The sequence below is a fragment of the Sulfitobacter brevis genome (assembly GCF_900112755.1).
In the GTDB taxonomy this organism is placed as follows: Bacteria; Pseudomonadota; Alphaproteobacteria; order Rhodobacterales; family Rhodobacteraceae; genus Sulfitobacter; species Sulfitobacter brevis.
The window spans coordinates 86,906-104,860 of the sequence record NZ_FOMW01000008.1; the positions used below are offsets into that span (position 1 = coordinate 86,906).

The window sequence follows — 17,955 nt, forward strand, 5'->3', positions numbered from 1 at the left end:
AACCCGATGAAGATCGAACCGTTTGGCGTTGAAATCTGGATGAACGAGTATGAGACGAAATGCGCGCTCAACCTCGCCGAGACTTGCGTCGAGAGCCTGACCATTGCGGAGTTGCTCACTCTCACCGGACGCAACGCCGACGATCTCTCGGCGCTGCTGGAGATGAAGATGACCTATGGCGCGATCGAAGGGTCGGAGCGTTTGCGCGCCGCAATCTCGGGGCTTTATGCGCAGCAACCACCCGAGAATATCGTCGTCACCCACGGCACCATTGGCGCCAATATGCTGGTGCACCGCGCCTTGGTCGAGCGCGGCGACCGCGTGGTATCCATCGTGCCGACCTATCAGCAGCACTATTCCATCCCTGCCAGCATCGGCGCAGACGTTCACATGTTGCACTTGCGCGAGGATCAGAACTGGCTGCCCGATCTCGACGCTTTGCGGGCCTTGGTGCAGCCCGGTACCAAGCTGATTGCGCTGACCAACCCCAATAACCCGACAGGCGCATTGATCCCGCGCGAGATGCTGCTGGAGATCGCCGAGATCGCCCGTGCGGCCGATGCTTGGGTGCTGTGTGACGAGGTCTATCGCGGCACCGATCAGGCCGGTTCGGGAATGACCGCATCGATGGCGGATCTCTATGAAAAGGGCATCAGTACGGCGGGAATGTCGAAAGCCTATAGTCTGGCGGGGCTGCGTCTGGGTTGGGTGGCGGCCCCCCGGGTGTTGATTGATCAGGTGTTGATCCAGCGCGATTACGACACGATCAGCGTCGGCGTGATCGACGACCATTTTGCTACTTTGGCGCTGGAAAACCATGAGCGTGTATTGGCGCGGTCGCGGGCGATCACGCGGGGCAATCTTGCGGTGCTGGCCGAGTGGATCGCCGCCGAACCGAAACTGTCGTGGGTACGGCCCGCATCGGGCACCACCGCGTTGGTCAAGGTCGACCTGCCGATATCGTCGCGCGATTTCTGCGTGGCGCTGCTGGAGGAAACCGGCGTGATGTTCACCCCCGGATCGGCTTTGGGAATGGAGGGCTACGTGCGCATCGGTTACGCCAATACGCCCGCTATCTTGGCCGAGGGATTGCCGCTGGTGTCGGCATTTCTGGCGCGTCACTGATCGCGGATCAGCTGCTCCCAAAACCGCGCGCCGACATTCAGCACCGCGTCATTGAACTCAAACGTCGGGCTGTGCAGGCCCGGCCCGTCCCCTTGTCCTAGAAACAAAAATGCGCCTTCCAGCGCTTGCAGCATGAAGGAAAAATCCTCGCTGACCATCAGCGGCGGGGTGTCGATCTGGGTCGGCGCCACGGCAGCGGCGCTGCGTGCGGCACGCGCCATCGCGGCGGGGGCGTTCACGGTGACCGGATAATCGCGCAGATATTCGACCTTGGCCTGCGCCCCATGAGCCGCGGCAACCCCTGTGGCAATGCGTGTAATCGCGGCCTCGCAATGATCACGCACCGCTTCGTCCAGCGTGCGGACCGTTCCGGCAAGGCGGGCAATCGGCGCGATGATATCCTCGTTGTCCGAGGCTTCCATTTGGGTGATCGAGATCACCGCCGACGCCACCGGATCAATATTTCGCGACACAATACTTTGTAGCGCGACATGGATGTGGCTGGCCACGAGCGCCGGATCGACGCAGGTGTCGGGCCGCGCCGCATGGCCGCCGCGCCCCTCGATGGTGATGCGCAGACTGTCGGCCGCCGCCATAATGCCCTTGGGTCGCGTAAAGAACTGGCCCCCTTGCAAACCCGGCATACAGTGCATGCCAAAAATCTGCGTCATGCCGAACCGTGTGATCAACCCGTCTTGCAACATCGCCCGCGCACCTGCGCCGCCATTCTCCTCGGCGGGTTGGAAGATGAAGACGGCGGTGCCCGCAAAATCGCGCTGGGTGGCAACGCGGCGGGCAGCAAGCAGCAGCATCGCCATATGCCCGTCATGGCCACAGGCATGCATCCGGCCTTGATGGAGCGAGGCATGCGGCGCGCCTGTCGCTTCGGTGATTGGCAGCGCATCCATATCGGCACGTAGGGCAGTCACCGGCCCCGGTCGTTCGCCTTGCAGCACGGCCACAACACCGGACCGGCCGACGCCAGTCGTCACGCTATCCATCCCCATTTCGCGCAGCCTTTCGGCGACGAAGCCCGAGGTCCACGGCAAATCATACAGCAGTTCGGGGTGTCGGTGCAGGTCATGGCGCCAGTCAATGGCTTGGGTCAGTTCGGCGGTCATCAGGTAATCCATCGCTATGTTACGTCTCCCTACCACCAATCGTGAGGGCCGTGCCATCCTGCCAAGGGGGGAGGGGGCGACTGTCGAATAGAGACAATTCAAAGTGCGCTTCCCAAGCAATTTCCCATTCATCCTCGACAATGGCGCGCGCCTTGCGTCTTGTGGCCCGCAACCGTGCCGGCCCATCGCAGGTGCCTTGGCAACGCAGGGTAAAGGGACACGTCAGGGTGCACGACTATACAAAGGGCATCTTTGCCATCCTATTTGCAGGCGTGGTTTGGGGCACCACCGGAACTGCCGCGACCTTTGCGCCCGATGTCAGTGCGGCGGCCATTGGCGCGGCGGCGATGGGGATCGGAGGGCTTGCCCAGGCGTTGTTTGCCCTGCGCGGTATTACGCGTGCGCGTGCCGAACTTTGGCACCACCGCCGCCTTGTGCTGGTGGGCGCCTTGGCTGTGGCGGTATATCCGCTGGCATTTTACGGCTCGATGCGGCTGGCGGGGGTCACGGTTGGCACAGTGATCACCATCGGCTCCGCGCCGCTCCTCTCGGCGGTGATCGAATATCTGCTCGACCACACCCGCCTCACCGCGCGATGGATCGCGGGGGCCAGCATCGGTCTGGTCGGCATGGTGCTGATCAGTCTGGCCGAGCGGGTGAGCGATCTTGGTATCATCGGCGCGGATGAGGTGCCTTTAGGCATCGCGCTCGGCCTGCTCGGCGGGCTCACCTACGCGCTATATTCCTGGACTGCGCGCAAGGTGATGCTGGGCGGCGTGCCGTCCTCAGTGGCGATGGGAGCGACCTTTGGCATCGGCGGGGTGATGTTGCTGCCGGTTTTGTTGGGCACCGGCGGGCCGTTCCTTGCGTCATGGGGCAACGCGGCGGTGGGCATCTACATGGCGCTGGTACCAATGTTTCTGGGATATCTGGCCTATGGCTATGGGCTGGCCCGCGTGCAGGCGAGCACGGCGACGACCATCACATTGCTGGAACCGGTCGTGGCCGCGATGCTGGCGATTGTGGTGGTGGGCGAACGGTTGCCGTTTATGGGGTGGCTGGGGGTCGGGCTGATCATTGGTTGTCTGGCGATCATTACAGCACCATCGCGACGACCAAAGTGAGCCGGCACAGCGGGCGCCGCAGGGTGCGCCAAAGGCGGGCGGAGCAACGGGTTGAACGCGATCGTCCGCATGCAGAATGTTTCCTTGCGGCGCATCGACCATAGGTGCATGAAGGTCCCGCGCATAGACGCTGGCAGGCGAAGGAGACGAGATGGAAGACTGGAGTGCACGGGCAAGCGAGCTCTATGATGGCGGTTTTCGCCCGATGTTTATTGACGGAGACTGGTGCGCCGCTCGCTCCGGTGCGGTGATCGACGCCCGCAATCCCGCTGATGGCAGTTTGCTGGCGACGGTCCCCAAAGGCGATAGCGCCGATATCGACAGGGCGGTTGCCGCCGCGCGCAAAGCGTTCGAGGGGCCGTGGTCCAAATTCACCCCGTTCGAGCGCCAAGCCCTGCTGCTGCGTATCGCCGAAGGGTTCGAGGCGGAGTGGGAGAGCCTGTGCCTGTCGGATACGCTTGATATGGGGATGCCGATCCAGCGCACGCTGGCCAACAGCCGGCGGGTATTGGGCATGCTGCGATTCTATGCAGGCCAAGCCGTAATGATCCACGGCAACACCATTCCCAACTCCTTCCCCGGCGAGATTTATTCATCGACCGTGCGCGAGCCTGTTGGCGTGGTCGGCGCGATCATCCCGTGGAATGCGCCCATCGCCGGTTCGGTCTGGAAGATCGCGCCTGCGCTGGCCACCGGCTGTACCGTGGTGCTGAAGCCCTCCGAGGAAGCATCGTTGACGGTGTTGATGATCGCCCGCATCATGCAAAATGCAGGGCTGCCCGATGGCGTTCTGAATATCGTGACCGGACATGGGAGCGATGCAGGGGCCGCTTTGGCTGCTCATCCAGATGTAGATAAAATCGTCTTCACCGGCTCCACGGCGACAGGGCAGGCAATTGCCCGCGCGGCCACTGGAAACCTCAAAAAGGTCTCGCTGGAACTGGGCGGTAAATCTCCTGTCATCGTGTGCAAGGATGCCGATATCGACAAGGCCGTCCCCGTAGCGGCGATGGCGGTCTTTGCCAACTCCGGCCAGATTTGCATTGCGGGTTCGCGGCTGTTCGTGGCGCGAGAGATCCATGACGAGTTCGTCCGCCGTGTGGCCGAATTCGCCTCTAACCTCAAAATCGGCCACGGTATTGCGACCGATACCGATATCGGTCCGATCATCACAGCCCGTCAGGCCGAGCGCATCGCGGGTTTTCTTGCAGCTGGTGCGGATGAGGGGGCCGAGGTGCTGGCGGGTGGCAACAGGGCTGATCGCCCTGATCTGGCAGGCGGGCATTTCATCCAGCCGACCGTCTTTGGCGGCGTCACTGACCAGATGTCCATCGCCCGTGAGGAGATCTTCGGGCCGGTGATTTCGGCGCTGCCCTTCGATACCATCGACGAAGTCGTCGCCCGCGCCAACGCCACACCATACGGACTGGCCGCGGGCGTGTTCTCCACCAATCTCGGCACGGCGCACAAACTGGCGCACCGGATCAAGGCGGGATCGGTCTGGGTTAATATGTATCACGCGATTGATCCTGCCGTGCCGTTTGGCGGGGTCAAAATGTCAGGTTATGGGCGCGAAGGCGGCACCGAGCATATGGAAGAATACCTCGACACCAAGGCGATCTGGATCAACACCGATTAAGGCGATTTTGGCGGCTTGGGGCAGGGGCGTAGACTTAAGCGACCCTTCCGCTTCGTAAACTTGCAACTTCATTCGATCTGCGCCCATCGCCCGTTTTGCGCTGCTTAAAACGAATTCTCATGAACCTCTCTGCGTCGGAATAAAAAGGAACTAACTATGCAAGTCGGAATAATCGGCGTGGGGCTTATGGGCCATGGCATTGCACGCAATGTTTTGAAGCGTGGCGGCTTCTCCCTGCATTTTCTCGACCATCCGGGTAACCAGCCGGTCGATGAAATCACCGGTTTGGGCGCTGTCGCCTGTCCGACGCCCGCAGCGGTGGCTGCAGCTTGCGATGTAGTGATCCTTTGCGTCACCGGATCGCCGCAGGTCGAGGCGATTGTCACAGGAAAAGATGGATTGGTCGCGGGGCTCAAGCCCGATACGGTCATCGTCGATTGCTCCACCGCGCTGCCGGAATCGACCGTACGTATGGGCGAGATCATCAAGGCCGCAGGCGGGCAGTATATCGACGCGCCGATGACCCGAACCGCCAAGCATGCCCATGACGGCACGCTAAACCTGCTGGTCGGCGGCGATGCCAGCGTGTTGGAACGGGTCCGGCCGGTACTCGCCTCTTTCACCGAAACTGTGGCGCATGTCGGTCCGCTCGGCCATGGCCACCGTCTAAAGTTGCTGCACAACTATGTTTCCATCGGGTTTATGACCCTGCTGGCCGAAGCGGCGGCGCAGGCGGCGGACGCTGACGTCGATCCGCAGGTTTTTGTGGATGTTCTGGCCGGCGGCGGCGGTGCCAGCGCGGCGCTGGACCGGCTGGCCCCCTATATCGTTGCAGGCGACCGCGAGGGGCTGCCGTTCTTTGTCAGTAACGCGCAAAAAGACATCGATTACTACCGTGCGATGGCCGAGGCTTCGGGCGCAAGAAAGCCTGTCGCGGATGCGGTCTCGGCAGCAATTTCCGAAGTTGTCGAGGACGGCCACGGCCAAGCATATGTGCCAGAACTGGTACGGCTTTTCCGCAAATCTGTCCCCCGCTAACGAAGCCTGATCCGTCGTCTGCCTTTGGGTTTCTGGCCTCTGCGAGGCGGCGGCGGGCGCAGGTGGGCTTGCGACTCCCATCTGGTTTCTGTAGCAACCGTTTACCGCTACTGGGAGGTTATCATGAAATTTAATTACGCTGCGCTGGCTGTTGCCGGCTCAATCATTGCGCTGGGCGCCCCCGCCTACGCACAAACCGAAATCAAGATCGGCTACGCGCTGGCACCGGACAGCCATTACGGCGTCGCCGCGCAGAAGTTCGAAGAGGTCGTGCTGGCCGAGACCGGTGACCAGTTCAGCTTCACCCACTTCCCGTCATCGGGTCTGGGCGGTGAGCGTGAGGTTATCGAAGGGCTGCAACTTGGCACCATCGAGGCGACCATCGTCTCCTCGGGTACACTCGCCAATTTCGTGCCGTCCACCGGTGTGTTTGACATCCCCTTCCTGTTCAGCGGGCTTGACCACGCGCGCGCCGTTCTGGACGGGCCAATTGGTCAGGACATTCTGGCCGAGTTCGACGGTGTCGGCCTGCACGGTCTGGCATGGGGCGAGCAGGGCTTTCGCCACATCACCAACAACCGCAACGCGATCCACACGCCTGCGGATGTCGAAGGCCTGAAGATCCGCACCATGGAAAACCCTGTCCACCTCGCCGCGTTTGACGCGATGGGGGCGGCGCCTACGCCAATGGCATGGCCCGAGGTGATCTCCTCACTGCAGCAGGGCGTAATCGACGGGCAGGAAAACCCGCTGTCGGTGATCGTTTCGGTCAAGCTGGACGAAGTGCAAAAGTACCTGACCGTTTCTGGCCACGTCTATTCACCCGCGATGTTGCTGGTGTCCAAGCCGTTCTGGGAAGGTCTGGATGACAGCCAGAAGGCCGCGATGGAAAAAGGTGCGGTTGAGGCTGTGGCCGCAATGCGCGGCTATGTCGACAACGTGGAGACCACGGGTGTTGAGACACTGAAAGAACGGGGCATGGAAGTGAACATCCTCTCCGCCGAGGAAAAATCCGCGTTCCAAGCCTCGATCAAGTCCGCCTATGAGGGCTACTACGAGACCTATACGCAGGACCTCGTCGACTCGATCGTTAACTTCGAGTAAAATCTAACGCCGGCGCCCTTCGCGGGCGCCGGTTTGCTGTCAGGGAGCGCGACTTGAAACGACTGGAAACACTTTTCGTTGCGCTGAACGGCTGGGCCTTGATCGTGATGCTGTCGGCGATGACATTGATTGTCGGCGCTAATATCACCCTGCGCTATGCGACCTCGCATTCGCTGCCTTGGGCTGATGAGGCCGCGCGTTATCTGATGATCTGGATGACCTTCAGCGGGGCAGGGCTGATCCTGCGCACGGGCGGCCATGTTGCCATCACCAATCTGCAAGACGCTTTGCCACACCGCGGCCAGCAGATGTTGCGCGGCGCGATTGCGCTGGGTTTGCTGCTGTTCTTTGGCTTCATGGTTTATGTCGGGGTCCAATACGCCGACCGGATGCAATATCAGGTTACGCCCGCGATGCGCATTCCTTACCTCTATGTCTATGCGGCGATGCCGATTGGGTTTGGCCTGTTGATCCTCCATCTGTTGTTGATCGCGCGCGATTTCATCACGGCTGGCACCTATAAACGCCGCGACGACGACCAGCCCGCGCCCGATGTTCTGCCCGGAGGCGCCAATGGCTGAGATCCTCTTCCCCGCTCTGTTTATTTTGCTCGCACTCGGCCTGCCGGTCGCCTTTGCCATGGCGATTGCGGTCTTTGCAGCCCTGAGCTTCGGCTCGACCTATCCTAACCTCGTGGTGGTTAAGGAAATGTTTTCGGGCCTCGACAGCTTTCCGTTGCTGGCCGTGCCGTTCTTTATTCTGGCCGCCGAGATCATGACCGGCGGCGCTGTGACGCTGGCGATGCTGCGTTTGGCGCAGTCACTGGTGGGGCACCTGAAAGGTGGGCTCGGTCACGCCAATGTGGTCAGTTCCGCGATGTTTGCAGGCATTTCGGGCAGCGCGCTCGCCGATGCCGCAGGGCCAGGCACCATGATGATCCGGATGATGGAAAAGGGCGGCTATGACCACACTTATGCAGGTGCGCTGACCATCGCGAGTTCGGTCGTAGGACCGATCATTCCGCCGTCGATCACGATGATCATTTACGCGATGCAGGACCAGCAAGTTTCGGTAGGGTCCTTGTTCATGGCGGGCATTCTGCCGGGTGTTTTGATCACGGGTGTGGTTCTGCTGGCCAATGCGCGGGTCAGCCACCTGCGGGGCTATGCCAGCGGCGCGCCAATGCCACCGCTCGCTGAAATCTTGCGGATCGCGATCTATGCTCTGCCCGCGCTTATGTTGGTGGTGCTGATCGTCGGCGGCATCCGCTTCGGGGTCTTTACGCCTACAGAAGCTTCGGTGATTGCTGTATTCTATGCGCTGTTTGTCGGCATGTTTGTCTATCGTTCGCTGCGGCTGCGCGATCTGCCTGATATCATTTTGCGTGCGGCGCTGGTCTCGGGGGCAGTGCTGCTGATCCTCGGCGCGGCGCGGGCATTTGCGTGGATTTTAATCATCGAAGGCATCCCGCAATTTCTGGCCGAAACCATCATCGCATGGGATCTGTCGCCCATCGTTTTCTTGCTGGCGGTTAACGTGCTGTTGCTGGTTTTCGGCCTGTTCATGGATCCTCTGCCTGGCGTGATGATACTTGTGCCGATCCTCGCTCCGATCAGCCTCGCACTGGGGATTGACCCGAACCACTTCGCCATTATCGTCATCGTGAACCTGACTCTGGGTCTAACCACGCCGCCTGTGGGCAGTTTGATTTTCGTAGTGTCTTCGACGGCGAATATTAAACCCTCTGCCCTGATCAAAGAGATGCCGCCGTTCTTCGTGGCCCTTGGTGCGGCGTTGCTGCTGATCACCTTCGTGCCAGCGCTGTCGACTTGGATACCCAAGGTTAGCGGCTTCTAAGGGGCAATTTGTCGGTACGGGGCCTGCAGGTGCATCAGCTTAGATACACAAACAATTGTGTTGGCCTTCAGCGGTTTGGTAGCTAACTTCAGGTTGTAACCGTTGCGCTGATTATGAGTGGGCTATTGTTGACTTCAAGGATATTGCAAGCAAGCGGGGCTGTGTGTGAGCCGAGGACCAAATCTTCGTGTCTGCTTTGAAGCCAGTCGCACTTGTTAAACCCGTCCCCCTCAGCGCTTGGTATCTCACGCTTTCGCTCGCCTTCATTCACCTGACATCCTCGATGGACCGCCATGTCGTTGGCCTGATCCTCACGCCGCTCAAGGTCGAATTTGATCTGAGTGATACGGCGCTGGGACTGTTGCACGGCACGGCTTACACGGTTCTTTATGCCGTCGCGATCCTCCCTGCGGGGGTGCTGGTGGATCGGGTCAACCGTCAGGTTATGGTCGGGGTTGCGGCATTGCTGTGGAGCCTTGGCACCGCGGCCTTCGCAATGGCCGATAGCTTTGCGATGCTCGTCGCGGCGCGATTGATTGTAGGGCTGGGGCAGGCCGCGCTGATCCCAGCGGCGCTGAGCTTGATTACCGATGCCTTTGATCCACGGCAACTGGGCCGCCCGATCGGTGTGTTTACCTCCGCCTCGGCTTTGGGGCGCGGGGCGGTGTTGATCGGGGGCGGTGCGGTGCTGACGTGGTTCGGTGCAAGCGCGACATCGGAAGGCACTGACCCGTGGCGGGTCCTGCTGTTGTTGACATTGATCGTAAACGCCGGCGCGATCCTGATGCTCCTCACCGCCAAAAGCCCGCCCCGGCGACTGGCGGCACTGTGCGGCACAGGCACAGCGCGCGCCGAGGTGCTGGGCCATCTGCGGCTAAACCTGCGCAGCTATGCGGCCTTGTTCATCGGGGCGGGTATGACGGTGTTGTTGATCCAGACGATCACAGCTTGGTCACCGACGCTGCTTGTGCGGCGGTTTGATTATTCAGTGCCGCAAAGCGGCTTCGCCTTTGGCGTTGTCGTTTTGCTGACAGCACCTTTGGGCAATATCCTGGGCGGGTGGCTGCTGGACAAGGCGCGCAGTGCGGAGACCCTCGGCGACGAGCAGTTGACCGGCCCGGTAGGAACCTTGCAGGCGGTTGTCGCCCACCGGCGGATGATCGCTTTGGCTTTGATTGGCATCGTCCTTGTGACGCCTCTGTTTTGCGTTGTCTCAAGCGCGGTGGTGGCACTTGTTGGTCTCGCCTTGGCCAGCGTGCTGCTGGGGATCGCCACGCCAATCGGGCTGGCAGGCATCCAGCGCATCGCCCCTGCCGAACTGCGCGGCCGGATCACCGCAACCTATGTCGCCGGGGTAACGCTGGTATCTCTGGGATTGGGATTGGGACCGGTGTCGGTGGGATGGGCGAGCACCTCGTTGTTTTCAGGAGATGAGAGACTATCCTATGCCCTATTGTTGGTTGTCATACTTTCGGCTGTGACGGGTGCAGCAGTTGTATATCCGCGCAAAGGTCCGTTGCGACAGGAGGGGGCTTTATGACCGCATCTGCATCCGAAGCGGCCCCGCCGCAGCGGCTGACTTTCGACAGCGAGGACATCGCGTCTGACGAGCGGTTCGAGGCTTATCATGCGCTTTATCGTGGCGGCACGGATGTTTCCCCCACCTCGGACACGTTTCGCGCGCGGGTCGAGGCCCAGCGGATGGGGCAACTGGTCATGGTCGAGCGGCACCTCAACGGAGCCCAACATGAACGGACCTTGCAACGGGTCCGGACCGACGGGTTTGAGCACTTTACCCTACAATTGGTTCTATCCGGTCGCCTGTTGGTAGAGACGCCCGACCAGTTTATTACGGTCACCCCCGGGCAGGCGATTGTCTTCGATCTGAGCAGACCGCAGCGCACCCGCGCTGAAAACGCGCATTATCTCACCTTCTCGGTTGCGCGCGAGATGGTTGAGGCGGCGACCCTGCATGCTTTTGCGCTGCATGGGACCGTGCTTGCGGCCGAAGCAGGGTTACTGGCGGATCTGATGGTGTCACTGGTGCGCCGGCGGGCAGGAGATGACCCGCGCCAGACGGCGGCAGGCATGCAGATGTTCGAGGAGGCATTGGCGCTGGCACTGGGCCGCACGCCGGTTTCACATGACAGCCGCGATGCCTTGTCACAGGCGCGGCTGGTGGTGGAGAAATTGTTGGCGCGGCGCGATCTGGACCCCGATATGATCGCCCGACATGCCAATCTGTCGCGCACAACCCTTTATGAGCTTTTTCGCCCTTACGGCGGGGTGTCGCGCTATGTGCAGATGCGGCGCACCGCGCGTTTACGGGCTCTGTTGGGGCGGGTTGAATCCCGTACTTCGAGCATTGCCGAGCTGTCCTATCAGGTCGGCTTTGCCGCCGAGAGCCACGCGGCACGGCTTTATAAAGCCCAATACGGCGAGACGCCCGGCCAACGTCGGCAGGGGAGCGCGCCCTTGCCGCGCGGTATCGAGACAAATAGCGGTTTCGACCCGTGGATACGGGCGCTCTACCGCTAGGCGGGGCTAGTGATACGCCGGCTAGTATGGATCGGAGTTCTCAAGGATTTCCTGACCCATCAAAGCGCAAGTGCCCGGGATGCGGGCATAGAGAAACCGCATCCTGTAGCTGGTGCGGTAAATATGGCCCCAGACCTCCAACACATCGATCTTACCGGAGCCTTGCAGCGCGCGAATGGGCGGGATGGAAGCGACTGCCCTGTCAATGTCAGGGCGTGGCATGTCGTTGCTGCCCCAATGGACCCGAAGCAACGGCTCCGCCCGTGCTAATGCGTCACGCGCACAAGGATGCTGGCTTTGGGCTGCGGCCTGCGAGGACAGAACCAGCAGTGCGAGGGTCAGGGTGCGAAACATGGAGATACCCCTCAAAGCTTTTGGCATAAGAAGTTGTCTTGACTGGAGTGGCTGAACCACCCCATCGCGCTACCGGTAAAACCCGACAAGGTGATCATATAGTCGTCATCAAACATCAAAGTGTAGGATCCGTCGGAGCCTTCCTGAATTTCGCGGATCGGCAGGTTCTCTGACCCGTTGTTGTAGGTTGATGAGGTGAAGGTGAACTCGGCGACTTCGCAGCTCCAGCGTCCCTCAAAAGGGTAGCTGTCCGCGCCGGCGACGGGGCGTTCGGCTGCGGGCGCGGCGAGGGTCACCGTCATCGCTTTGCCGCTCACATCAACACAGATATCTGGCGTGCCTTTTTCGATCTCGCGCAGCACAGAGCCAGGCGTCTGCGAAGCGGCCAAGAGCCGCGGAATTTGCGCGCGCACCGCAGGGTCGGCAAAGATAGGATCCAGCTGGTCGCCAAAATCGCGCAAATTAAAGCGGTGATAGTTTGCCCGGTCTTGTTGCAGGATCGCGCCCGCGTCCTGCAATTTTTGACCCTTCGAAGTGATCTGGTCGCCGGAACTGATCTTGGCGCAGTAATATGCGGGTTCTACGGCCACAGCACCCGCGACCAACGGCATGGGCGCGAAGATCATGAGCAAGGTGAGTATTATGTGTTTCATACAAATATCCGATCAAGGAGGGGAAGGGACGGCACGGCTGCGGCGCCACGACACGGCGGCGGCGGAAATTGCCAGCACCGCCAGCGCCGCCAGTTGGAAAAGCGATATCATCCCAATGACAACTGCATTCAGCGCATCCGGCGGGGCGACATGCAGCGCCAGAAACACTAAGGTCGCGCCCCCGAGAGAGGTGATGATCAAAAAAACGCTGCTCAAGGCGGATACCGGATGGGTGACATAGCGGGCCAGCACGGCCAAACCCAGGGCAGGGACCAGACAGGCGACATAGATCAACAAGGTGCCTGCCGCGTCCATTCCGGGACCAAAAGCGCCGACGACCAGAAATTCGCCAAGTAAAAAGACTGCGTAGAACGCCAATGTCAGAGAACCGGTGAAGCGGAGCCATCCAAGCCGTGATCGCGCCATCGTAGCGGTCGCCGCAGAAGGCGGAGCAATCAAGGTGCGGCGATCTTGAAAGGCAGGTCCACTACGTCTTGCCCGTCTTTATGCTGGTCCCGCACCCGCAGTTGCAGGACATAGTCGCCGGGTGGCAGATCAGCGGTAATATCCGCGTTAAACATGATTTCGCGGTTCTGCTCGTAGCTTTGGAAAGCAAAGCTGCCAAACGCGTCTTGCTGGAAAATCATCTCGTCCGTGCTGTCCAGAATGGCGATATCAAAGAGCAGATCGATGGTGTGCAACCGTCCGGACTTGCCAAAGCCAAAACTGCTGGGCTGGGCATAAATAAACAGCGTCTCGCCTGCGTCAAAGGTATCGTCGCGCCGCGCGATATAGGCGCCAAAACCGGTGGCAGGGCCTTCGGTAAAAAGCGCCACGTCAAAGGTCAGCGGTGCCTCGGACCAGAGTTGTTGGTACAAGGCCTCGGCGTCCTTGAGAGCCGTCATGTCGGTTTGGCTCTGCCCAGCGGAGACGCCAAGCGCCAAGGTGAAGCCGGCAGCGCAAACCACCGCTTGTGCATAGCTTATCAGAGGCGTGCGCATGATAAATCCCATCTCAGTACAATGACGTAAAGCTGTAGGAGGCGCACATGTCGGCACTGCTGGCAGGTACATCCTGTGTGGTAAAGACCGCCAGGGTCGTAACATCGGCATCGCCCCAAGTGGCCAGATAGGTCACACGGCCAGAACCGCACAGACGGTTGCCGTTTTCCAGCACGGGGTCTTGCGGATCTTCCATAGAATAGACCGAAGAATAGACCGGCTGCCCGTCTACAACAAAATGATCCGCGACCAGATCGTCGAAAACCATATGGGTGCCGTTGGCAAAGGTAATGCCGAAATCGTCGATCTCGATATCGCCGGTGATTGCCATGGCTGTGGTGCTATATGCGACCAGATCGTCGGCGAGCACCGGCGCGGCGAGCAGGCCCAATGACAGCCACAAAGGCATCAGGGAGAAATGGATGCGGGGCGGGATTTTCATCAAAGCACTTCTTTTGCAAAGGGGGGATGTTACGCTTTCGATTGAGCGCGTAACCGTTTCAAAAAGCAACAAGAACGAAAGGTCAGCAGACGTTGAGAACCCCGTCTGCTCGCTGGCCGCGCTCGACACAGAAGATGCCGCCCCAGTGATACCCAATGCCCATCGGTGTATCGACACGAAACCATTGGTAACCGTCAAACCACACGCCGGTATTCTCAAGGATTTCGAGCCAGTCGGCCTCGCGCAGGCTGGCGAGTTTGCGATATTGCATGCCGGGTCCTGAACGTAGAATGCCGCCATGCGAAAAGCCGCGGACATTGTGACGGGGCTGGCTGGGTGCGGGGGCGTAGCGCTGAGCGCCTGCCTCGCGCTCCATCTCAATCACGGTTTGCAAGTCGCCGATGCATTCGTTGGGGACCAGCGGCCAGATTGTGAAATATAGGTACAGTATTCATCATAGCCGGCGGATGCCTGCGTTGATGTTGTGAACAATGCCGCACCAAATAGTGCCGCGAAAACGTTCGATTTTAACATGTTATCTCCCCCTGCGCCGCATTGTGCGATATTTGTTCACATGCCGATTGCGCGGCATTTCAATATCTACAGCTATACCGCTGGCCCTGAGATGCGGGTATGACCGAGCGTGCGAAAATCTTGTCTGAGCGTCCGGATTTAGGGTGCCCGTACCTGCGGGATCGGTCGGCGCAGGCGCAACGCGCTTGCGCGCCGCATACGCTTGAGAAACGCTGCTGGTCCCGCAAAGTGGCGTATCGGCCAACCACGGGTGGCCATACAACAAAACTTGCACAAACGCTGGCAACAGGCCAAGAAACCCGAGCACCCTTGCATCTTGAAGGAGGAGTTAAGATGACAACCCTAGCAAAATCCCTGCTGACCGCCATTGCCGCCACGGCGCTTGGCATCACGGCCGTATCTGCCGAAACCCGGATCACCTATAAATCCGCCAAAACTGGCTCGTCCTATTACCAAATGGGCGTCGAGCTTTCCGAAGCTCTGAAGGCTGGCACTGACGGCGCGGTGATCGTCACGGTCGAAGAGAGCCAAGGTTCGGTCCAGAACGTCATGGAAGCCAAGGCGCGCGGGGCGGATTACGTCTTTACCACGCCCCCTGCCTTGGTCGGTCTGGCGCAAAAGGGCGCCGCGATGTTCGAGGGCAAAGGTGACCCCAAGTTCGACGAAATCCGCGCGCTGTTCCCGATCCCGTCGCTGACCATGCATTTCGTTATGTCCGCTGATAGTGGCACCACCGATCTGGTGGGGCTGGAAGGCAAGACCGTGCTGCTGGGCAAAGGCTCGTTCGGGGCCACCGAGGGCGAGAAATACCTTGAGCTATTTGGCCTGACTGACAAGGTCAAGATCGCGGACGCGGAGCTTTCAAATGCGGTTGCTGCTCTGAAGAACGGCCAAATCGACGGGTTCGTCACAGCTGGCTCATGGCCTGCGCCAAATGTGATCGAGGCCGCAGCGTCAACGCCTGTCACAATCCTGTCTATGACCGAAGATCAGATTGCCGCAAGCAAGCGCACCAAACTGGTAATCCCTGCGGGTACCTATGCCGGACAGGACGCCGACATCACCACGACATCGCTTCCGGTTGTGGCCTATGCGACCAGCGCGATGGATGACGACACCGCTTACCAGCTGACCAAGACGTTTTGGCAGAGCAAGGAAAAGCTCGGCGGCACCTCGCCTTGGTGGAACGGTGTTGATCAGGATCTGATGGTCAACATCGAAGGCAAAGTGCACCCCGGTGCGGCTCGCTACTACGAAGAAGCAGGTATCGCCCTGACCGACGCGCAGAAATAAGGCTCGGGCCACGGGCAAGATCGCTGATCCCGCCCGTGGCCCAAAACCACAGAGATTGATTATGAACACGCTACCCCAAGGCCGCTGGTCTGTTGCTTTCTGGCTGACGCTGGCGCTTGGCTTGGTCGGCTACCATCTTGCACTGATATTTTCGGGGCTGGTGCCAAACCTGATCAGCCGTCCGTTGCATATGGCCTTTATCCTGCCGTTTGCCTTGGTCCTGGGCGCCACAACCCGCGCTGGACGGATCAGCGGCAGCGTTCTGGCGGTGCTCGGTGTTGCTGCAGCCCTGTGGGTGGCGTTCAACAGTGATGCGCTGGGCGATCAATATGGATTTCTTGAAGGGCCGCTGCAGCGTGTCGTGGCTGTCGTGCTTTTGGTTGTGGTGCTTGAAACCGCGCGCCGCGCGATCGGCTGGCCGCTGCCCTTGGTCGCCGGATCGGCACTGCTCTACGGGCTCTATGGCCAGTATATTCCCGGCCAGTTCGGCCACTCCGGCACCCCCCTAGACAGCTTTCTTGGCACGCTGACCATCGCCGAGGGCGGTATTTGGGGCACGTTGACGGGTGTTTCGGTCGGTGTGGTATCCATCTTTGTGATCTTCGGTGCGGTGCTGAATGCAGGCGAAGCCGGGCAGGGTTTCATGAATGTCGCTGCGGCCGCCGCGGGCAGCCTCAAGGGCGGTGCGGCCAAGGTTTCGGTGATTTCATCGGCGCTGTTTGGCTCGATCTCGGGCTCGGCCTCCGCCAATGTTGCCTCAACGGGCGCGATCACCCTGCCTGCGATGACTAAACTGGGCTACCCCAAACGCCTCGCTGCTGCGGTCGAGGCCGTCGCTTCCTCGGGCGGGCAGATCATGCCGCCGTTGATGGGGGCGGGGGCTTTCGTGATGGTCGAGCTTACGGGCGTGCCCTACACCGCGATCATGGCAGCGGCGATCCTGCCCGCATTTTTGTATTTTCTCGCCGTCTGGGTCGGCATCAACGCCTATGCCCGACGGTATGACCTGAAGGGCGTCGAGGCAAAGGACCGCCCTGCGCGGCGCGATGTCATCATCACCTCGCTGTTTTTCCTCGTGCCGTTTTCGGTGCTTTTGTGGAGCATGTTCGTCGTCAAGTTTACGCCCGAGTATTCCGCCGCGCTGGCGATCCTTGCGGGTGTCGTGTTGCTGTTTTTCAACGCTGATCTGAAGAGCGATCCGGCACAGATTTACCAGCGGCTGACTTCGGCGGTGCTGAATGCCGCAAAGCAGGTTTCGATGATCGCGGCGATCATCCTATGTGCCTCGATCATCATCGGGGTACTGTCGATCACGGGCTTGGGGGTCAAGATCACCTCCCTGATCCTCGAAGGGTCGGGCGGGCTGTTGTGGCCCTCGCTGCTGCTGACCGCGCTGGCTTGCCTCGTTCTGGGGATGGAGGTGCCGACGACCGCCGCTTATGTAATCTGTGTTTCCGTCGCGGGCCCCGCGCTCACCCAACTGGGGCTGGAGCCGCTGCAGGCGCATCTGTTTGTGTTCTGGTTTGCGCTGTTGTCCACCATCACCCCGCCAGTCTGCGGTGCGGTCTTTATCGCCGCAGGGATGATCGGGGAAAGCTGGATCAAGGTGGCATTGACGGCGATGGCGCTTGGTATCGGGCTTTATATTATTCCGCTTGGTATGATTGCCAATCCCGACATGTTGCGGTTGGCCACCGCGCCACTGGAGGCGATCGTCGCCATGTTGCGCGTGGCTGTCGGCCTGTCGCTAATCTCCTATGGTCTCATCAGCGCGCGAAAGGTGGTTCCGACTGGTGTGATGGTGGCGGGCGGGCTGGCGGTGGTGTTTTCCGGTCTGGTTATCTGAGCGTTCCAACAGCGGCGAGGCGGTCTGAGCATCTTGGCTGGCTGTGCGGAAGCCCGAAAACCTGCTTGATGTGACCCTGGCGCCACGATTTCCCGCCGGCAAGTGGTGGTGTTTGGACATGCACCAAGTGAAATAGTGATTGCACTGGGGCACCGCTGCTCCCATCCATGTGTGTAAGCCGCCGAAACTAAACAATTCCTTGTAGATCGTATTTGGCCGAAGGGTGCACACCGTGAAACATGGTCACTCGGTCCGATTTACAAATGAGTAATTATCGCTTTATCTA

18 protein-coding genes are annotated in these 17,955 nt (G+C 60.3%); 11 read left to right on the top strand and 7 right to left on the bottom strand.

Annotated features, from left to right (window positions below):
* The first annotated feature begins 6 nt into the window (after positions 1-6).
* The gene (locus BM174_RS12155) at positions 7-1,125 is read left to right on the top strand and encodes an aminotransferase (RefSeq protein WP_093924131.1); all 1,119 of its coding nucleotides are present in this window, start codon (positions 7-9) and stop codon (positions 1,123-1,125) included.
* Here BM174_RS12155 and BM174_RS12160 read toward each other — a convergent pair.
* Positions 1,119-2,246 carry an amidohydrolase gene (locus tag BM174_RS12160; protein ID WP_245766354.1) on the bottom strand — a complete coding sequence of 376 codons (1,128 nt, stop codon included), beginning with the start codon at positions 2,244-2,246 and terminating at the stop codon, positions 1,119-1,121. The two genes, BM174_RS12155 and BM174_RS12160, sit on opposite strands and share 7 nt — an antisense overlap.
* Before the next feature lie 227 nt (positions 2,247-2,473).
* On the opposite strand from BM174_RS12160, the gene BM174_RS12165 reads away from it, so the two are divergent.
* The 8 genes from BM174_RS12165 (at position 2,474) to BM174_RS12200 (ending at position 11,546) form a co-directional block, all read left to right on the top strand.
* Positions 2,474-3,370 (top strand): DMT family transporter, encoded by an 897-nt coding sequence (locus tag BM174_RS12165; protein ID WP_245766355.1) that lies wholly within the window; start codon positions 2,474-2,476, stop codon positions 3,368-3,370.
* A 151-nt stretch (positions 3,371-3,521) separates the two neighbouring features.
* On the top strand, positions 3,522-5,009 hold the full coding sequence (locus tag BM174_RS12170; RefSeq protein ID WP_093924134.1) for an aldehyde dehydrogenase family protein: 1,488 nt from the start codon (positions 3,522-3,524) through the stop codon (positions 5,007-5,009).
* Between the two features lie 156 nt (positions 5,010-5,165).
* Positions 5,166-6,047, top strand: coding sequence for an NAD(P)-dependent oxidoreductase (locus BM174_RS12175; protein WP_093924135.1), 882 nt, complete (start codon positions 5,166-5,168; stop codon positions 6,045-6,047).
* 123 nt (positions 6,048-6,170) lie between these two features.
* Positions 6,171-7,151, top strand: a complete 981-nt coding sequence (locus tag BM174_RS12180; RefSeq protein ID WP_093924136.1) for a TRAP transporter substrate-binding protein — start codon at positions 6,171-6,173, stop codon at positions 7,149-7,151.
* 53 nt (positions 7,152-7,204) lie between these two features.
* A complete protein-coding gene (locus tag BM174_RS12185; protein ID WP_093924137.1) occupies positions 7,205-7,732 on the top strand; it encodes a TRAP transporter small permease in 528 nt (175 codons plus the stop codon).
* Positions 7,725-9,008 (top strand): TRAP transporter large permease, encoded by a 1,284-nt coding sequence (locus BM174_RS12190; RefSeq protein WP_093924138.1) that lies wholly within the window; start codon positions 7,725-7,727, stop codon positions 9,006-9,008. Before BM174_RS12185 ends, BM174_RS12190 begins: the two co-directional genes overlap by 8 nt.
* A gap of 187 nt (positions 9,009-9,195) precedes the next feature.
* On the top strand, positions 9,196-10,548 hold the full coding sequence (locus BM174_RS12195; protein ID WP_143092451.1) for an MFS transporter: 1,353 nt from the start codon (positions 9,196-9,198) through the stop codon (positions 10,546-10,548).
* A complete protein-coding gene (locus BM174_RS12200) occupies positions 10,545-11,546 on the top strand; it encodes a helix-turn-helix domain-containing protein (protein ID WP_093924140.1) in 1,002 nt (333 codons plus the stop codon). The genes BM174_RS12195 and BM174_RS12200 overlap by 4 nt, the downstream gene beginning before the upstream one ends.
* Before the next feature lie 21 nt (positions 11,547-11,567).
* Here BM174_RS12200 and BM174_RS12205 read toward each other — a convergent pair whose 3' ends face one another.
* The 6 genes from BM174_RS12205 to BM174_RS20815 form a co-directional block, all read right to left on the bottom strand.
* The gene (locus BM174_RS12205) at positions 11,568-11,900 is read right to left on the bottom strand and encodes a hypothetical protein (RefSeq protein WP_093924141.1); all 333 of its coding nucleotides are present in this window, start codon (positions 11,898-11,900) and stop codon (positions 11,568-11,570) included.
* A gap of 11 nt (positions 11,901-11,911) precedes the next feature.
* Entirely contained in the window at positions 11,912-12,553 is a 642-nt protein-coding gene (locus BM174_RS12210) for a hypothetical protein (RefSeq protein WP_093924142.1), read from the bottom strand.
* 12 nt (positions 12,554-12,565) lie between these two features.
* The gene (locus BM174_RS12215; RefSeq protein ID WP_143092452.1) at positions 12,566-12,979 is read right to left on the bottom strand and encodes a hypothetical protein; all 414 of its coding nucleotides are present in this window, start codon (positions 12,977-12,979) and stop codon (positions 12,566-12,568) included.
* Between the two features lie 29 nt (positions 12,980-13,008).
* Entirely contained in the window at positions 13,009-13,554 is a 546-nt protein-coding gene (locus tag BM174_RS12220; protein WP_143092453.1) for a hypothetical protein, read from the bottom strand.
* Between the two features lie 13 nt (positions 13,555-13,567).
* Positions 13,568-13,996, bottom strand: coding sequence for a hypothetical protein (locus tag BM174_RS12225; RefSeq protein ID WP_218152927.1), 429 nt, complete (start codon positions 13,994-13,996; stop codon positions 13,568-13,570).
* A gap of 82 nt (positions 13,997-14,078) precedes the next feature.
* A complete protein-coding gene (locus BM174_RS20815) occupies positions 14,079-14,267 on the bottom strand; it encodes a hypothetical protein (protein ID WP_143092454.1) in 189 nt (62 codons plus the stop codon).
* 596 nt (positions 14,268-14,863) lie between these two features.
* Between BM174_RS20815 and BM174_RS12235 the strand changes: the two genes are divergently transcribed.
* Both BM174_RS12235 and BM174_RS12240 read left to right on the top strand, forming a co-directional pair.
* Complete coding sequence (locus tag BM174_RS12235; RefSeq protein ID WP_093924146.1) at positions 14,864-15,823, top strand: TAXI family TRAP transporter solute-binding subunit; 960 nt, start codon at positions 14,864-14,866, stop codon at positions 15,821-15,823.
* A gap of 61 nt (positions 15,824-15,884) precedes the next feature.
* Positions 15,885-17,669, top strand: a complete 1,785-nt coding sequence (locus BM174_RS12240; RefSeq protein ID WP_093924147.1) for a TRAP transporter permease — start codon at positions 15,885-15,887, stop codon at positions 17,667-17,669.
* The last annotated feature ends 286 nt before the right edge of the window (positions 17,670-17,955 follow it).